Raw genomic sequence first — 17285 nt, forward strand, 5'->3', positions numbered from 1 at the left:
TGGGGTAGTTCAAACCACCCCCGCACCAACACCTACCAGTCGGGTGGCCGGAGGGGGTTGCACCCTCCGGCTCCCACGGAACCGTACGTGAACCTCTCGATTCATACGGCTCTTGTCACCTTGGTCACCAGACGGCGGGGACGGCGGTGGTCCAGGCCCAGTGCGCGAAGAACCGCGGGTATTGCTTTATCACCCGCGACCACGCTTGGTTGAATGCCCAGCGGCCCCGAAACCGGCGATATTTGTTGCGGACCCACCGCATCAGGTAGGCGTTGATGCGAGTCAGGAGGGGATACAGCGCCGACCGATAGAAGGCGCCGTAATAGTTCATCCAGCCGCGCACGATCGGGTTGATCTTGTCGGCCAGACCGGCGAAGGTATGACCGGTGCGATGGTGCAGCCGCCAGGACCGCACTTGCCGCCCGATCTTTTTCCAGGCGTCCTTGCTGATCGCGGGCAAAAACGAGACGAACATGCTCCCGTTTTTGTCCCGGACCCCGCGCGGGCGGAACGTGAAACCGAGGAACGTAAACGACGTATGCGCATAGTCACCGCGCCGTTTGCCGTCTTTGCAGTACACGATCCGGGTCTTGTCGGGATGCAGCCGCAGCCCGACCTCACCCATCCTGTCTTGCACCGCAGTCAATACCCGGTGGGCTTGGCGCTCGCTGACGCAGTGCACGACCGCGTCATCGACATAGCGCTCGAACCGCACGGTCGGAAACTCCCGAGCCAGCCACGCGTCGAACGCATAATGCAAGAACAGGTTTGCCAACACGGGCGAGACCGGCGACCCTTGCGGGGTGCCCCGGTCACGCTGTTGCAAGGTGCCGTCAGGCAGTTGCACCGGAGCTTGCAGCCACCGGCGCACATACAACATCACCCACGGCAAATCGGTGTTAGCCCCCACCGCCTTGAGCATCAGATCCCAGGACACGCTGTCGAAGAACTTCTGGATGTCCAAGTCGATCACCCAGTTGGTTTTCCAGCAGCGCTGCCGACACGCACCCACCGCGTCGATCGCCGAGCGGCCAGGGCGATAGCCGTAGGAGTCGTCGTGAAACAGCGTCTCCGCCTTCACTTTCAACTCCTCGGCCACCACCGTTTGGGCCACCCGGTCAGCCACTGTGGGTATGCCCAGCATCCTGGTCCCGCCGCCATGCGGCTTGGGTATTTCCACCGCACGCACCGGAGGCGGAAAGTAACTCCCCGACGACATCCGATTCCACACCCGATACAGATTGTTTTGCAGGTCAGACTCGAATGCCTCGATCGATACTTCGTCCACGCCCGGCGCGCCCTTGTTCGCCTTGACCTTCTCCCAAGCCTCCTGAACCGCCCACTTCGAAATCTCGAACGGCTTGCCTGGTGACTTCAACTTGTTCACCCGACTCCTCCCGAACCCCAACGGGTCTCGGTTGATCCAACGAACACGTCACAGATGACCTGGCCCCTTCGCTTCACTCCCATTACAGAAGCTTCACCACTACTACGAGCCAGTCCGCCAGCCGGACCCGCGACGGTACTCACACCCATGCTGCGCATGGGCTACTCCCTATCTCCCACGTCAAACACGAACGGGACGTATCGGTTCCGGCCTTCTCCTGTTCCATGCAAAAGCCGCAGACCGGGCTCGCGTCGCCTTCATGCCGGACACCGCCTGGCCAATCAATGGGCACCCGCCAAGCTCGTCCCGGGATCGGATAAACACCCCGGTTTTGATGTCACCTGTTTTTCTTACGACACGTCAGCAGCGATTCGCTTGCGCTCGCCTTCCCGGTCCCCACCTGACGCGTCACACGCGCCTTTTCCACATCGTTCACCACGATCGCGTCACCGCTCTCGCAGCATGTGGCGGTTTGAAGCCTCCCCCCACAGGGCGGCTCCGAAGGGCCAGCAATCCTTCATCTCCTGCACAGCACCGCTTCCAGAAGCGCTACCTACATCAACACTCCCTTCCGCGTTCAGGACACACCCACCCCGAAAAACTCCTCCATGACGGCGACGACGAGGACGACGAAGCCGACAATCCCGGGGCCGCATAACACTTCGCAAATCGCCGCGCTCGCGGCGACCGGTAGCGTCAGATCACCAGGCAGGCTTAGCTCGAGCTGTTCTCCACCGCGGCGGCCTTTTCGAGGTCGGTCAATGCGGGCTCGATGCGATCGGCCATGTCGTCGATGTCGTTGGCCACCTCGGGCGTCGTCACGAAACCGAAGTCCAGGTAATCCGTATAGGAGAAGCACGTGATGTTCAGCGCGACGTCCATCACGGGCGGCCCCAGCGGAACCAGCGAGTCCAGCTTGGCGCCGGCCATGTACAACGGGAACGACGGGCCGGGCACATTCGAGACAACCAGGTTGATAGGGGCCAGGTTTCGCGACAGACCGCTGGCGGTGTAGGCCCGCGCGGCCAGCCCCAACAGCCCGGGCGGCGTCGTCTCGGTCAGCCCCATGATCTGGTGCGCCGACAACGCCTTGGCCATCAGCTTGGCGTTCTGGGTGCTTTCGTGGATGGATCGCAGCCGCTCCCCGGGGTCTTCGATATGGGTGGCCAACGAGACGGTCATCGAGCTCACCTTGTTGCCGATGTCGTCCTTGTTTTCGTCGGTGCGCGTCGACACGGGGATCTGCGCGATGAGCGGTTTGGCAGGCAGCTCACCGCGTTTGAGGAGGTAATCGCGCGCGGCGCCGGCGACCAACGCCAGCACCACGTCGTTGAGCTTGACACCGTAGGCATCCTTGATGACCTTGGCGCGCGCCAGTTCGACACGGCAGCCGGTGATGCGCCGGTGTGGCGAAACCGGCGCATTGAAGCGGGTTTTCGGCGCTTCGAAGTAGCGCGGCGGCCTGCTGCGCACCCCCAGCGCGGCGATCTGTTGACGCACGGTCTGCTCCACCAGCCGCGCAACGCGGAACGGAGTCTTGACCCCGACGTTGATCAGAGCACCCACCGCCCGCCGCTCGATGCCCGGGATATTCAATCCCACCAGCGATCCCACCGTTTCGTGTTGCGGCGGACGCGGTTCCGGAGTGACGTCCAACAGGATCTCACCCAGGCCGGCGCCCGAGACGCCGTCGACGATGGCGTGGTGCATCTTGGTCAGCGACGCGATCCGGCCGCCCTCGACGCCCTCGATCACCCACATCTCCCACAGCGGCCGGGCGCGGTCCAGCTTGTAGGACATCAACCGCCCCACCAGTTCCTCGAGTTCGCGCCGCCCGCCGGGCGCCGGAACCGCGATGCGCCGGATGTGGAAGTCGGGGTCCAGGTCCTCGTCCTCGACGAACCACGGGCGGTCCAGGCCGAACGGCGCGCCGGTGACCCGCCACCGCAACTGCGGCAACTCCGGCAGGCGCTCGATGATCAGCTCGCGCAGTCGCGCAAAGCTGTACTCGGAGCATTCCTTCGGGTCGCAAATCGCCAGTGCGCCCACGTGCATGTGCCAGCCCGCGGTTTCGGCCGACCAAAACGCCGCATCAACGCTCGAAAGCCGTTTCATTCCCCGACCGTAGCCCCCGCCAACCCGTTGCGAACAGCGATTCGCGCGACCAGTTACGCGTCTTCCAGCAAATCCGGCGTCACCGCCGACTCGGTGTCGGGAATGCCTTCGATCTTCGCCTTACGGTCGGCCATCGACAGCAACCGCCGAATGCGGCCGGCCACAGCGTCTTTCGTCATCGGCGGATCGGCGAGCCGACCGAGCTCCTCCAGCGACGCCTGCCGGTGCTCGACGCGCAGCTTGCCGGCCGAGGCCAGATGATCAGGCACGGTGTCGCCGAGGATCTCCAGCGCCCGCTCCACCCGGGCGGCCGCCGCCACCGCCGCGCGCGCCGAGCGGCGCAGGTTGGCGTCGTCGAAGTTGGCGAGCCGGTTGGCCGTCGCCCGCACCTCGCGGCGCATCCGGCGCTCCTCCCACACCAGCCGGGTGTCCTGGGCGCCCATCCGGGTCAGCAACGCGCCGATCGCCTCGCCGTCGCGCACCACCACCCGGTCGGCGCCGCGCACCTCGCGGGCCTTCGCGCTGACCCCCAGCCGGCGCGCCGCGCCCACCAACGCCAGCGCCGCCTCCGGGCCGGGGCAGCTGACCTCCAACGCCGAGGACCGTCCCGGCTCGGTCAGCGACCCGTGCGCCAGGAAGGCCCCTCGCCATGCGGCCTCGGCGTCGCCGACGCTGCCGCCGACCACCTGGGCCGGCAGCCCGCGCACCGGGCGGCCGCGGTTGTCGAGCAGCCCGGTCTGGCGGGCCAGCGCCTCACCGTCGTTGGCCACCCGCAGCACGTACCGGGTGCTCTTGCGAATCCCGCTGGCGGACAACACATGCACGACGGCGGTGTAACCGTAAAGTTCGAAAATGTCTTTGCGCAGCCGCCGCGCGACGTTGCCGAGATCGACCTCGGCCTCGACCACGACGCGACCGCCCACGATGTGCAGCCCGCCGGCGAACCGCAGCAGGGACGTGACCTCCGCCCGCCGCGCGCTGACCGATTTCACGACCAGGCGGCTCAGTTCGTCCTTGACTTCGGTCGTCATCGCCACGAGTCGTCACCCCTTGGTCCGCTGCCGGCGGGTCCGTCCCCACCTGGTGGTGGTTTTGCGCCGTCGACCCGAATATCCGCGGTGGCCGTGACCGGAGCCGCTTCCGGACCCTTGCGGGCCGCCCGGACCCCGTCCAGCGCCGCCGCGAGCTTGCCTGGATCATGTAAAGGTGTACCAGGTCGGGACACGTCGGCGAAGTGGACCTCGGCATGCAGCAGGGTGGCGGTGCGGCGCAATTGCTCGCGTTCCCGCTCACTCGGCACCCGGTCGGCGTCGATGATGATGTCGTGCACGGTGAATCCCGGTGCGTGCTGGGCCAGCACGTGCAGATGACGCTCGACGGAGAACCCGGCCGTCTCCCCCGGCTCGGCCACCAGGTTGAGCACCAGGGCGCGGCGCGCGGTCGTCGCCCGCAGCGCCGCCGCCAGCTCGGGCACCAACACGTGCGGGATCACGCTGGTGAACCACGATCCGGGGCCCAGCACCACCAGGTCGGCGGCCATGATGGCGTCGACGGCCTGCCTGGTGGCCGGGGGGTGGTCGGGCAACAGCCGCACCCGGCGCACCTTGCCCGGGGTCGTCGCGATCGCCACCTGGCCGCGGATCACCCGGAACATCCGCGGGTCGCCCTCCAGCCCGGAGACGTCGGCCTCGATCTGCAGGGCGATCGGGCACATCGGCAGCACCCTGCCCTTGACGCCCAGGATGCGCCCGAGCTCGTCGAGGGCGGCCACCGGATCGGCGAGCACCTCGGACAGGCCGGCCAGCATCAGGTTGCCGATCGGATGCCCGGCCAAAGCGCCACTGCCGCCGAACCGGTGCTGCAGGATGGTCGCCCACAATCGCCCATGTGGGCTGTCAGATGCCAAGGCCGCCAACGCCATTCGCAGATCACCGGGCGGCACCACGCCGAGTTCGCCGCGCAGCCGGCCCGAGGAGCCGCCGTCGTCGGCGACGGTCACCACCGCGGTGACGTACGGGGTGAGGCGGCGGGCCGCCGACAACGTCGCGTACAAGCCGTGTCCGCCGCCCAGCGCGACGATGCCCCGGTTGAACGGCTCGCTCATTCGCGACCCAGATCCCGGTGCAGCACCCGCACCGACAGCCGGTGATCGGCGTTCAGCAACTGCATCAATTGCTCGGCGATCGCGACACTGCGATGCTTTCCCCCGGTGCAGCCGATGGCGACCGTCATATAGCGCTTGCCCTCCCTGCGGTAGCCGTCGACGACCAGAGATAGCAATCGATGGTAGGCGTCGAGAAACTCGGCCGCGCCGGGCTGGCTCAAGACGTAATCCCGTACCGCGGGATCCTGCCCGGTGCGTGGGCGCAATTCGTCGACCCAGTGCGGGTTCGGCAGGAATCGCACGTCCATCACCATGTCGGCGTCCATCGGCAGGCCGTACTTGAAGCCGAACGACTCGACCGTGACGCTGGTGGTCGCGCCGGCGTCATTGCCGAACGCCCGCTCGATGGTCTCGCGTAAGCCCCGCACCGACAGCGTCGACGTGTCGATGATCAGATCGGCGGTGGCGCGCACCGAAGCGAGCATCCGGCGCTCGGCGGCGATGCCCTCGGCCAGCGTCTGATCCCCCTGCAGCGGGTGGCTGCGGCGATTCTGCTCGTAGCGGCGCACCAACATGTCGTCGGATGCTTCCATGAACACCACCCGCGGGGCGATGTTTCGGGTCGCCAGCTCGGTGCGCACCGAGTCCAGATCACCGGTGAAGCCGCGCGACCGCACGTCCATCACCACGGCCAGCTGGGTGATCCGCGAGCCCGCGTCCATGCCGAGATCGACCATCCGGGTGATCAGCTGCGGGGGCAGGTTGTCGGCCACATACCAGCCGAGGTCCTCGAGCACCTTGGCCGCGGTCCCCCGCCCGGCCCCGGACAGCCCGGTCACCAGAACGACGTCGATTCCGGCCGGGGCGTTCACCGAGTGATTCCCCGCCAGCTCGCCCGGACCCGTCATTGCGCGGCCCTGGACTCGTCGGGGGCCTGCTCGGGTCGCAGCACCTCCAGGACGGCGGTGGCGGTGGCGACGCCGATGCCGGGAACGGCGGTGATCTGGTCGACGGTGGCCTCCTTGAGGCGGGCTATCGATCCGAAATGGCTTACCAATGCCTTGCGGCGATGTTCTCCCAATCCTGGCACCGAATCCAGCACCGATGCCGTCATTCGCTTGGATCGCTTGCTGCGATGGTAGGTGATCGCGAACCTGTGCGCCTCGTCGCGGACACGTTGCAGCAGGTAAAGCCCCTCGCTGTTGCGCGGCATGATGACGGGGTCGGGTTCGGAGGGCACCCACACCTCTTCCAGCCGTTTGGCCAGCCCGATCACCGCGACGTCGGTGATGCCGAGCCCCTCGAGCACCGCGCTGGCCGCGTTGACCTGCGGCGCGCCGCCGTCGACAACGTACAGGTTCGGCGGATAGGCGAAGCGGCGGGACTTCCCTTCCGCCGAAAGCATATTCGGGTCGTTTTGTTCGCTCAGGTGCCGCGCGAAGCGGCGGCGAGTCACCTCGGCGATGGAGGCGACATCGTCGGAGCGTCCCTGCCCGGCGGCCTCCCGGATGCCGAAGTGCCGGTAGTCCGACTTGCGCGGCAGACCGTCCTCGAACACCACCAGCGAGCCCACCACGTCGGTGCCCTGCACGTGGCTGATGTCCACACATTCGATGCGCAGCGGCGCCTCGGACAGTCCGAGGGCGTCCTGAATGTTTTGCAGCGCAGCGGATCTGGCGTTGAAGTCACCGGCCCGCTTCAGCTTGTGTTGCTGCAGCGCTTCTTTCGCGTTGCGCTGCACCGTTTCGGCCAATGCGCGTTTGTCACCGCGCCGCGGCACCCTCAAAGCGACCCGGGACCCGCGCAGCCCGGACAACCAGCTCGTCAGCTCGTCGGCGTTGGACGGCAGGCAGGGCACCAGCACCTCGCGCGGCACCGGGTTCACCGATTCGTCTGCGGCACCACCCAATTCGGCCTGCTCGCCGTAGAACTGCGTCAAGAACTGCTCGACCAACTGCTCCTCACCGGAATCGCCCGGGTCGGCGGACTTTTCGACGATCCACCCGCGCTGACCGCGAACCCGGCCACCGCGCACGTGGAACACCTGCACCGCGGCCTCGAGGTCGTCGTCGGCGAAGGCCACCACGTCGGCGTCGGTGCCGTCGCCGAGCACGACGGCCTGTTTTTCCATTGCCCTCTTCAGCGCGCCGAGGTCGTCGCGCAGCCGCGCGGCCCGCTCGAAATCGAGCCGCTCGGAGGCGGCGTTCATCTGCTGTTCCAGCTCGCGGGCGAACCGGTCGGTCTTGCCGGACAGGAAGTCGCAGAAGTCGTCCACGATCTGGCGATGCTGTTCGGCGCTGACCCTGCCGACACACGGCGCCGAGCATTTGTCGATGTAACCCAGCAGGCAAGGACGGTCGATCTGCCTGTGCCGCTTGAACACTCCCGCCGAACAGGTGCGCGCCGGGAACACCCGGGTGAGCAGGTCCAGCGTTTCCCGGATGGCCCACGCGTGCGAGTAGGGCCCGAAATAGCGGACGCCCTTGCGGCGCGGGCCGCGATAGACCATCAGCCGCGGGAACTCCTCGTTGAGGGTGACCGCCAGCACCGGATAGGACTTGTCGTCGCGGTAGCGGACGTTGAACCGCGGGTCGAATTCCTTGATCCAGTTGTATTCGAGCTGCAACGCCTCGACTTCGGTGTTGACCACCGTCCACTCGACCTTGGCCGCGGTGGTCACCATCTGCCGCGTTCGCGGATGCAGGCTCGCGACGTCGGCGAAGTAGGACGTCAACCGGCTGCGCAGGCTCTTGGCCTTGCCGACGTAGATGACCCGGCCGTGCGGATCCCGGAATCGGTAGACGCCCGGCTCGACCGGGATGGACCCGGGCGCGGGGCGATACGTGGCGGGATCTGGCACAGATCCAGGCTAGTAGCCGGCGACGACGTGCCGAGAAAGGCGGGGCGCGTGCGGGTGCCGGTCTACTGTGGTGCCCACAAACGTTTGGGGAGGCCGCGAGGATTGGGAGGAAATGTGGCCGCCGAGTCCTCGCTCGCCTGGTTGCTACACCCCGTGCCGGTCGAGGTGTTCCTCGACGAGATCTGGGCAAGAAGGCACCACCACGTCCCCCGAGGCGAACCGGGTTACTTCGACGGCCTGCTGCCCTCGGCCGTCGACGAACTCCTCGAGCAGATGCGACCGGAGCCGTCGGCCGTGCGGCTGGTGAAGGGCGGCCAGGACAAGGATCCGGCAAGCTATCGCCGCGGCGACGGCAGTCTCGACCCGGCCCGCGCCCGCGACGGCCTGGCCGACGGGTACACCATCGTGCTCAATGGTCTCGAACGGTACTCGCGCGCGGTGGCGGCGCTGTCGCATTCCCTCGAGGTCGAGCTGAATTTCCCGACGCGGGTCAACGCCTACGTCACGCCTCCGGACTCCACGGGCTTCGTCCCCCACTACGACCCGCACGACGTGCTGGTCCTGCAGATCCAGGGGTCCAAGACCTGGCACGCGTCCACCGACGCCCCCGTGCCGGCACACGAGATCGGAAGCCGCAAAGGGGTCGGGACGGACGAGCCGTCGTCGGCGACCGACGTGCGCCTGCGTGCCGGCGATGTGCTGTATCTGCCGCGGGGCCAAGTGCATTCGGCCGAAACGCACGCCGAGCCGTCTGTCCATTTGACGATCGGGCTGCACGCGCCCACCGTGCTCACGCTCGTCACGCACGCGCTGTACGCGCTGAGCTTGCGGGACCCCGGGCTGCACACCCGGTTACCGCCGCGGCACCTGGACGACGCCGGCGTCCGCGCCGGCCTGGGCGACCTCGTGCGCGACGCCCTGCGAACCCTCGAGGGCCCCGAGCTCGTCGCGGACGGTCTCGGCGCATTGGAGGATGTCTTGGTCCGGCGCGGCCGCTGCCCACCGGTCGGGCGCGTCAGCGACACGGTCGGCATCGACGCGCAGACGCTGGTGCGCAAGCACCAACCGCTCTACGCGCGGGTGACGCGCGTCGCCGACCGCGTTGTCCTGCAATTCGCTCAGTTGTCCGTGGCCGCCGGCCTCGACCACGAAGCCGCGATGCGGTTCCTCGTCTCGAGTACCGAACCGTTCCGGGTCGGCGAGTTGCCCGGCCTGAGCGACCCGCAGCGGACGGGGCTGGCGCAGACGCTCCTGTTGAACGGATTCCTCGCCCGGCTGTCCAACGACTGACAATTAGCTTCGCATTTCCGGTGAAAGCCGCGAATCATATCCGTGTTTGCGGTTCCTGTGGAGATAAGCTTCACGACATGCGGACCGCTGTCCGCGGCGCGGCCGCCCTGTCGCCGGTACCACGCGATGGCGGCGCCGGGGCTTTCGAACGAGATCGCAGTTTCGCCAACGACGAGGTGGCCAACGATGACGATGCCGATCTGGGCGGCCTTCCCGCCGGAAGTGAATTCGGCTGCGCTCTCCACCGGCCCGGGGCCCGCATCGTTGCTGAACTCGGAAGCGGCGTGGCTGACGTTGAGTCAGGAATACGATGCGGCGGCCCAAGAACTCAGCGACTTGTTGGCCGAGGTGCAGGCCGGGACGTGGCAGGGCCCCACGGCGGAGAAGTTCGTGGCCGCGCACGTGCCGTACCTGGCCTGGCTTTTACAGAACAGCGCCAACGCCTCGGCGGCGGCCCTCGAGCACGACACCGTGATCGCGGCGTACAACGCCGCGGTGGCGGCCATGCCGACACTGGCAGAGATAGCAGCCAACAAAGCCCTGAACGCCTCCCTGATAGCGACGAATTTCCTTGGTGTCAATACGATTCCGATCGCGCAAAACGAGTTCGACTATCTGCAGATGTGGCTGCGGGCGGCCACCGCGATGGCGATGTATGAAGCGGTCTCCCAGACAGCGATGACGTGGGTCCCACCCACCGCGCCGCCCCCGGCGATCCAGCTGGCCAACCCCCCCAACCAAGATGCGGGCGGGGGCGCGGATCAGCTGAGCTGGTGGGTAGATCGCGTGGAAATGGTGGCCCAAGAGCTCCACACGGACCTGAGCTCTGGATCCAACCCGTCTACGGCCATCCACACGCTGCTGACCGACCCGCTGCTCCTCAAGGTTCCGCACTGGGCGGGCGAGTCGCTCTACACGTTCATTCCCCAAGTGCCGCAATTGACCCAGCTCTCGATCGGGCTGATCGTCCCCTTCCTGCCCGTCGCGGGGGCGGCGGGCCTGGCGGGGTTGGCCGGGCTGGCCGGCGCCGCCCAGCCCGCGCCGGCGCCGTCCCACACCGGAACACCCGTCGCGATGGCCCCCGGGCTGAGCACCCCCGCCCCGGCCCCGGCGCCGGCCCCGGTCCCCGCGGCCACACCGGCCGCGGCCCCGGCACCCGTCGCGGCGCCCGCGGCGCCCCCCGCGACCGCCGTCCCCGGCTTCAGCTCCCCGTACGTCGTCGGCCCGCCGGGCATCGGGGCCGGCGCGGACGTCCGCGCCGACGCGCGGGCCGAGCAGAGATCGGCCCAGCCCGGCACCGTGGGCGCGGCGGCCGCCCCGGCCCAGCGGGAACAGGCCCGCCGCCGGCGCCGCCAGCGGCCGGGCCTGATCGACCCCGGGCGCCGCTACGAGTACCTCAACGGGGAGCCGGAGGCGGATGCCGCCGGCAAAACCCCGGTGGCGGCTTCGGACCGGGGCGCGGGGCCCATGGGGTTCGCCGGCACCGCCCGCGGGGCGGATGCTGCCCCGGTGGGATTGACCACAATTGCCGGCGATTCCTTGGACGACGGACCCCGAATGCCGCTGCTACCGAGCAGCTGGGGCCCCGAAAGCGAGGGTCCGGAACCGGGACGGGCGGACGCGCCCTGAGCGGCCCGCGCGCGTTGCCGGCGGTTTGGGCGGACTCGGTTCTGGCTACCAACCCTCTAACTCAACGTTAGAGTGGGGGCACAGCAATGGAGGGAGTCCGTAAATGATGAAGCGTTCGTGGGCCAAACTGGCCGTCACCGTCGGCGGCCTGGCTTTGGCGTCGACCGCTGGGGCCGGGGTCGCATCCGCCAGCCCCGATTACGGTCCGATGATCAACACGACCTGTAGCTACGACCAGGCGATGCGGGCGGTGCACGCGGAGAACCCGATGGCCGCTCAGTACCTCGACCAGTCGCCGCCGAACCAGCAGTTCTTGCAGCAGTACCTGGCGTCGTCGCCCGATCAGCGCGTGAATCTGCTGCGCGCGATCGAGCACAACCAGGGGGCCCAGCAGGCCCTGCCGATTTTCCAGCAGATGATGACGGACTGCACTCGATACTGAGTGCGTCCGATACGGGCTTTCCGACTCAAGCGTCAGGTCCTCAGCGACGGCGCCTCCCTGGCTGACACCGGGGAGGCGTCGTTGCGGCGCTCAGGGGGTCGGTAGGTCCGGCCGATAGCGCGCCAGCAGCGCGCGCACCGTGTCCATGGCACGCACCGCGCGGCCCTTGTCGACGGCCTGGATGGCCATCACCGGGATGTACTCGTCGTCGGGCAAGTCGATGCGCGCCCACCGGTGGCCCACCGGAAACGAGACACCGACGACATCGGGCCACTCGATCAGCTTGTCCCCCAACAGGTTTCGCACAGATACGCCCGACGGCCCGACCCGCAGCCGGGGCCGGGCAAACAACAGCACGATGCCGGCGATGACCAGCCCCAGCACCGCGATCGCCACCTGGTCGGCGGTCTGAAACACCACGCCGGTGGACTTCACCTTGAGCAACAGGCCCACCACGATGTGCGCGCCGGCGATGAGCACCGCTGCCCCGTAGGCGAATAACGGCGTGCGGTGGGGGCGCAGCACCGCATCCCAGGTCTCGCGGTCGGGTGACGACGTCACGACCGGGCGCGCAACTCGCGCAGGGTGAGCGCCGCCGACAGCGCCGCCCCGGTCGCCTGGGCACCCTTGTCCTCGGCCGACGCCGGGAGCCCGGCGCGATCCAGCGCCTGTTCCTCGTTGTCGGTGGTCAGCACGCCGTTGGCCACCGGGGTCGACGCGTCCAGCGAAACCCGGGTCAGGCCCTGGGTCACCGCGTCACAGACGTACTCGAAATGTGGTGTCTGCCCGCGGATCACGACGCCCAGCGCGACGACGGCGTCATGGGTGCGGGCGAGCTCCTGGGCCACCACCGGGATCTCGATGGCGCCGAGCACGCGGACCACGGTGGGGTCGTCGACGCCCGAGTCGGCGGCGACTTTGCGCGCGCCGTCCAGCAGCGCGTCGCAGATCTCGCTGTGCCAGGTGCTGGCCACGATGCCCAGCCGCACACCGGAGGCGTCAAGCGCCGGCACTTCCGGCACGCCGGCGCCACCACTCATCGGCGCCGCTCTCCCCCGCTAGCGGGTCGGGCGGTCACAGCGCACCGCCGAACTCACCTGGGAGATGGATGGATTCGTGGAAGTCGTCCAGCCCGGCCAGGTCGTGACCCATCTTGTCCCGCTTGGTCATCAGGTAACGGATGTTCTCCGAATTGGCGCGCACCGGCAGCGGCACCCGCTCGATGATGTGCAGGCCGTACCCGTCCAGCCCGACGCGCTTGGCCGGGTTGTTGGTCAGCAGCCGCATCGAGCGCACGCCGAGGTCGACGAGGATCTGCGCGCCGATCCCGTAATCCCTTGCGTCGGCGGGCAATCCAAGCTTGAGGTTGGCGTCGACGGTGTCTTCGCCGGCGTCCTGCAGCTGATAGGCCTGCAGTTTGTGCATCAGGCCGATGCCGCGGCCCTCGTGGCCGCGCATGTACAGCACGATGCCGCGCCCCTCGCGGGCGACCATCGCCATGGCGGCGTCCAGCTGCGGCCCGCAGTCGCAGCGGCGGGAACCGAAGACGTCGCCGGTCAGGCACTCGGAGTGCACGCGCACCAGCACGTCGTCGCCGTCGGAGTCCGGCCCGGCGATGTCGCCGCGCACCAGCGCCACGTGTTCGACTTCCTCGTAGATGCTGGCGTAGCCGATGGCACGAAATTCGCCGTGCCGGGTCGGTATCCGGGCCTCGGCGATGCGGGCGATGTGCTTCTCGTGCTTGCGCCGCCACTCGATCAGGTCGGCGATCGTGATCATCGCGAGGTCGTGCTCGTCGGCGAACACCCGCAGCTCGTCGGTCTGCGCCATCGCGCCTTCGTCCTTTTGGCTGACGATCTCGCAGATGGCGCCCGCGGGCTGCAGTCCGGCCATCCGGGCCAGGTCGACCGCGGCCTCGGTGTGGCCGGGGCGGCGCAGCACGCCACCGTCCTTGGCGCGCAACGGAACCACGTGACCGGGGCGGGTGAAATCGTCGGCGACGCTGGTGGGGTTGGCCAGCAAGCGCATCGTGGTGGCGCGGTCCGACGCCGAAATACCGGTTCCCACACCATCTTTCGCGTCCACCGTGACGGTGTAGGCGGTTCCGTGCTTGTCCTGGTTCACCGCGTACATCGGCAGCAGCCCCAGGCGGTCGCAGATCGCGCCGTCCAGCGGCACGCACAGGTATCCCGAGGTGTAGCGCACCATGAACGCCACCATCTCCGGCGTCGCCTTCTCGGCGGCGAAGATCAGATCGCCCTCGTTCTCACGGTCCTCGTCGTCGATGACGATGACGGCCTTGCCGGCCGCAATGTCGGCAACCGCCCTCTCGACGGAGTCCAACCTCGTCATCTCTGCTACCTCGCCGTCCCCGCTTTCCGGGCGGGAACACTGTCAAAAACGGCTCACACGAGAAGTCCACGTGTTGCATTCAGTATGAACCACGCCGACGCCGCGGTTATTGCGACGGCTTGATCAGCGGGACATCAACCGCTCGACGTATTTCGCGATCACGTCGACCTCGAGGTTCACCTGCGTCCCGACCGGAGCCTGGCCCAGGGTGGTCAGTTCGCGGGTGGTGGGAATCAACGAAACCTCGAACCAGTCGCGCGGGTCGGCACCCAGCCCGGACACCGTCAGCGAGATCCCGTCGACGGTGATCGACCCCTTCTCCACGACGTAGCGGGCCACCTCCGCGGGGATCTCGATGCGCACCACCTCCCAGTGCTCGGACGGCGTGCGCGCCACGATCTGCCCGGTCCCGTCGACGTGGCCCTGCACGATGTGCCCGCCCAGCCGGCTGTTGACGGCCGCGGCGCGCTCCAGGTTCACCCGGCTGCCGACCTGCAATTCGCCCAGGTTGGACCGGTTCAGGGTTTCGCCCATCACGTCCGCGGTGAAAAGCCCGCCGGGCAACAGTTCCGCCACGGTCAGGCACACGCCGTTGACGGCGATCGAATCGCCGTGGCCCGCGTCCGCGGTCACGACGGCTCCGCGGATGGTCAGCCGCGCCGCGTCGGAAAGGACGTCGCGGCCCGTCACCTCCCCGAGTTCCTCGACAATTCCGGTAAACATCACCCAAGGCTAATTGGCCCGTACTCGCGCGGATGAGCAGGGCAAACACCGTCGCACCGGCGACACCGGCCCCCCGCGTTCACCAGGGCAGTCACCGGCACCCTCTACGATGCGAGTATGCAGACCCGCCGCCGTCTATCGGCCGTCCTCGCATCCCTGACCCTCGCCACCGCCTTGATCGCCGGCTGCTCGTCGGGCTCAAAGCAGAGCGGCGCACCACTCCCCGACGGCACGACCTTGGTCAAGCAGTCGGCCGACGCCACCAAGAAGGTGCAGAGCGCGCACATCGCGCTGAGCATCCAGGGCAAGATCCCCGGGCTCCCCATCAAGACGCTGACCGGCGACCTCACCACGGCGCCGGCCACCGCCGCGTCGGGCAACGCCACCATCACCCTGGGCGGCTCCGACATCGACGCCAACTTCGTCGTCGTCGACGGGATCCTGTACGCCACCCTCACCCCCAACAAGTGGAGTGACTTCGGCAAGGCGTCCGACATCTACGACGTGTCGGTGCTGCTGAACCCGGACAGCGGGCTGGGCAATGCGCTGGCGAACTTCAGCGACGCCAAGGCCGAGGGCCGCGAGACCATCGACGGGCAGAACACCATCAAGGTCAGCGGGAACGTGTCGGCCGACGCGGTGAACAAGATCGTGCCGCAGTTCAACGCGACTCAGCGGGTCCCGAGCACGGTGTGGATCCAGGAGAGCGGTGACCACCAGCTGGTCCGGGCCAATCTGCAGAAGAGTTCGGGCAATTCCGCCGAGGTCACCCTGTCGAAGTGGGGCGAGCAGGTTCAGGTCACCAAGCCCCCGGTGAGCTCGTGACCACACAGACCGGGCGGCGCGTCGCGATCAGCGCCGGCAGTCTGGCGGTGCTGCTGGGCGCCCTGGACGCCTATGTCGTCGTGACGATCATGCGCGACATCATGACCGACGTTCACATCCCGATTAACCAGCTGCAGCGCATCACCTGGATCATCACGATGTACCTGCTGGGCTACATCGCCGCCATGCCGCTCCTGGGCCGAGCGTCCGACCGGTTCGGCCGCAAGCTGGTGCTGCAGGTCAGCCTGGCGCTGTTCATGGTCGGCTCGGTGGTCACGGCGCTGGCCGGTCACTGGGGCGATTTCCACCTGCTGGTCGGCGGCCGCACCATCCAGGGTGTGGCCAGCGGCGCGCTGCTGCCGGTCACCCTCGCGCTGGGCGCCGACCTGTGGGCCCAGCGCAACCGCGCCGGCGTGCTCGGCGGGATCGGTGCCGCCCAGGAGCTCGGCAGCGTGCTGGGCCCGCTGTACGGGATCTTCATCGTCTTCCTGTTCCACGACTGGCGCTACGTGTTCTGGATCAACGTCCCGCTGACCCTCATCGCGATGGTGATGATCCAGTTCAGCCTGCCGTCGCACGAACGCACCGAAACGCCCGAGAAGGTCGATCTGGTCGGCGGTGTGCTGCTCGCCGTCGCGCTGGGCCTCGCGGTGATCGGCCTGTACAACCCGCAGCCCGACGGCAAAGAGATCCTGCCCAGCTACGGGTTGCCGCTGGTGATCGGCGCGGCCGTGGTCGGGGTGCTGTTCCTGCTGTGGGAGCGCTTCTCCCGGACCCGGCTGATCGAACCGGCCGGCGTGCGCTTCCGGCCGTTCCTGGCCGCGCTGGGCGCCTCATTGTTCGCGGGCGCGGCGCTGATGGTGACGCTGGTCGACGTCGAGCTGTTCGGTCAGGGTGTGCTGGGGCAGACCCAGACACAAGCGGCCGGGCTGTTGCTGTGGTTCCTGATCGCGCTGCCGATCGGCGCGGTGCTGGGCGGGTGGATCGCCACCCGCGTCGGCGACCGTGCGGTGACGTTCGTCGGCCTGCTGATCGCGGCATACGGCTACTGGCTGATCCACTACTGGCGCCAGGACGTGATGAGCCAAAAGCACAACATCCTGGGGCTCCTCAACGTCCCCGTGCTGCACGCCGACCTGTTGGTGGCGGGTTTCGGCCTCGGACTGGTCATCGGGCCGCTGACGTCGGCCGCGCTGCGTGTCGTCCCGTCGGCCCAGCACGGCATCGCCTCGGCGGCCGTGGTGGTCGCCCGGATGACGGGCATGCTGATCGGGGTGGCCGCGCTCAGCGCGTGGGGCCTGTACCGGTTCAACCAGATCGTGGCGGGCCTGACGGCCGCGATCCCGCCGGACGCCACCCTGTTGGAGCGGATCGCCGCGCAGGGAACGATGTACCTCAAGGCCTTCGCCATGATGTACGGCGACATCTTCGCGGCCACCGTCGTGATCTGCATCGCGGGTGCGCTGCTGGGTCTGCTGATCGGCGGCCGCAAGGAACACGCCGAGGAGCCGGAAATCCCTGAGCCGCAAGAAGTTTCACTGAGCGAGCGCTAGGCGCG

General features: G+C 68.1%; 15 protein-coding genes. 5 read left to right on the forward strand and 10 right to left on the reverse strand.

What is annotated here, in order from left to right:
- Positions 1 to 124: 124 nt before the first annotated feature.
- The 6 genes from ltrA to uvrC form a co-directional block, all read right to left on the reverse strand.
- Positions 125 to 1387: a group II intron reverse transcriptase/maturase gene (gene ltrA, locus AC0KTM_RS14830; RefSeq protein WP_225330667.1), complete on the reverse strand. Its 1263-nt coding sequence runs from the start codon at positions 1385 to 1387 to the stop codon at positions 125 to 127.
- A 714-nt stretch (positions 1388 to 2101) separates the two neighbouring features.
- A complete protein-coding gene (locus AC0KTM_RS14835; RefSeq protein WP_225330549.1) occupies positions 2102 to 3502 on the reverse strand; it encodes a WS/DGAT/MGAT family O-acyltransferase in 1401 nt (466 codons plus the stop codon).
- Positions 3503 to 3555: 53 nt separating this feature from the next.
- Positions 3556 to 4533, reverse strand: coding sequence for a DNA-binding protein WhiA (gene whiA, locus AC0KTM_RS14840; RefSeq protein WP_026071328.1), 978 nt, complete (start codon positions 4531 to 4533; stop codon positions 3556 to 3558).
- The gene (yvcK, locus tag AC0KTM_RS14845) at positions 4530 to 5606 is read right to left on the reverse strand and encodes a uridine diphosphate-N-acetylglucosamine-binding protein YvcK (RefSeq protein WP_225330550.1); all 1077 of its coding nucleotides are present in this window, start codon (positions 5604 to 5606) and stop codon (positions 4530 to 4532) included. The genes whiA and yvcK overlap by 4 nt, the downstream gene beginning before the upstream one ends.
- Positions 5603 to 6514 carry an RNase adapter RapZ gene (gene rapZ, locus AC0KTM_RS14850; protein WP_225330551.1) on the reverse strand — a complete coding sequence of 304 codons (912 nt, stop codon included), beginning with the start codon at positions 6512 to 6514 and terminating at the stop codon, positions 5603 to 5605. The genes yvcK and rapZ overlap by 4 nt, the downstream gene beginning before the upstream one ends.
- The gene (uvrC, locus tag AC0KTM_RS14855; protein WP_238956270.1) at positions 6511 to 8466 is read right to left on the reverse strand and encodes an excinuclease ABC subunit UvrC; all 1956 of its coding nucleotides are present in this window, start codon (positions 8464 to 8466) and stop codon (positions 6511 to 6513) included. Before uvrC ends, rapZ begins: the two co-directional genes overlap by 4 nt.
- 114 nt (positions 8467 to 8580) lie before the next feature.
- On the opposite strand from uvrC, the gene AC0KTM_RS14860 reads away from it, so the two are divergent.
- The 3 genes from AC0KTM_RS14860 to AC0KTM_RS14870 all read left to right on the forward strand — a co-directional run bounded on the left by AC0KTM_RS14860 (position 8581) and on the right by AC0KTM_RS14870 (position 11827).
- Positions 8581 to 9756, forward strand: a complete 1176-nt coding sequence (locus AC0KTM_RS14860) for a cupin domain-containing protein (protein WP_472416006.1) — start codon at positions 8581 to 8583, stop codon at positions 9754 to 9756.
- Between the two features lie 186 nt (positions 9757 to 9942).
- Positions 9943 to 11385, forward strand: a complete 1443-nt coding sequence (locus AC0KTM_RS14865; protein WP_472416008.1) for a PPE domain-containing protein — start codon at positions 9943 to 9945, stop codon at positions 11383 to 11385.
- Positions 11386 to 11488: 103 nt separating this feature from the next.
- On the forward strand, positions 11489 to 11827 hold the full coding sequence (locus AC0KTM_RS14870; RefSeq protein WP_225330524.1) for a hemophore-related protein: 339 nt from the start codon (positions 11489 to 11491) through the stop codon (positions 11825 to 11827).
- A gap of 90 nt (positions 11828 to 11917) precedes the next feature.
- Here the strand turns inward: AC0KTM_RS14870 and AC0KTM_RS14875 are convergent, their stop codons facing one another.
- The 4 genes from AC0KTM_RS14875 to AC0KTM_RS14890 all read right to left on the reverse strand — a co-directional run bounded on the left by AC0KTM_RS14875 (position 11918) and on the right by AC0KTM_RS14890 (position 14902).
- Positions 11918 to 12388: a PH domain-containing protein gene (locus AC0KTM_RS14875; RefSeq protein WP_225330525.1), complete on the reverse strand. Its 471-nt coding sequence runs from the start codon at positions 12386 to 12388 to the stop codon at positions 11918 to 11920.
- Positions 12385 to 12867 carry a 6,7-dimethyl-8-ribityllumazine synthase gene (ribH, locus tag AC0KTM_RS14880; RefSeq protein ID WP_225330526.1) on the reverse strand — a complete coding sequence of 161 codons (483 nt, stop codon included), beginning with the start codon at positions 12865 to 12867 and terminating at the stop codon, positions 12385 to 12387. Before ribH ends, AC0KTM_RS14875 begins: the two co-directional genes overlap by 4 nt.
- A gap of 34 nt (positions 12868 to 12901) precedes the next feature.
- On the reverse strand, positions 12902 to 14179 hold the full coding sequence (locus AC0KTM_RS14885) for a bifunctional 3,4-dihydroxy-2-butanone-4-phosphate synthase/GTP cyclohydrolase II (RefSeq protein ID WP_225330527.1): 1278 nt from the start codon (positions 14177 to 14179) through the stop codon (positions 12902 to 12904).
- 123 nt (positions 14180 to 14302) lie between these two features.
- Positions 14303 to 14902 carry a riboflavin synthase gene (locus AC0KTM_RS14890; RefSeq protein ID WP_472416010.1) on the reverse strand — a complete coding sequence of 200 codons (600 nt, stop codon included), beginning with the start codon at positions 14900 to 14902 and terminating at the stop codon, positions 14303 to 14305.
- A 117-nt stretch (positions 14903 to 15019) separates the two neighbouring features.
- Between AC0KTM_RS14890 and AC0KTM_RS14895 the strand changes: the two genes are divergently transcribed.
- Together AC0KTM_RS14895 and AC0KTM_RS14900 are read left to right on the forward strand one after the other, a co-directional pair.
- The gene (locus AC0KTM_RS14895) at positions 15020 to 15727 is read left to right on the forward strand and encodes an LppX_LprAFG lipoprotein (RefSeq protein WP_225330529.1); all 708 of its coding nucleotides are present in this window, start codon (positions 15020 to 15022) and stop codon (positions 15725 to 15727) included.
- Positions 15724 to 17280 (forward strand): MFS transporter, encoded by a 1557-nt coding sequence (locus AC0KTM_RS14900; RefSeq protein WP_225330530.1) that lies wholly within the window; start codon positions 15724 to 15726, stop codon positions 17278 to 17280. The genes AC0KTM_RS14895 and AC0KTM_RS14900 overlap by 4 nt, the downstream gene beginning before the upstream one ends.
- Positions 17281 to 17285: the final 5 nt, after the last annotated feature.

This window comes from Mycobacterium sp. NTMscope_Eco_3, from assembly GCF_976985685.1.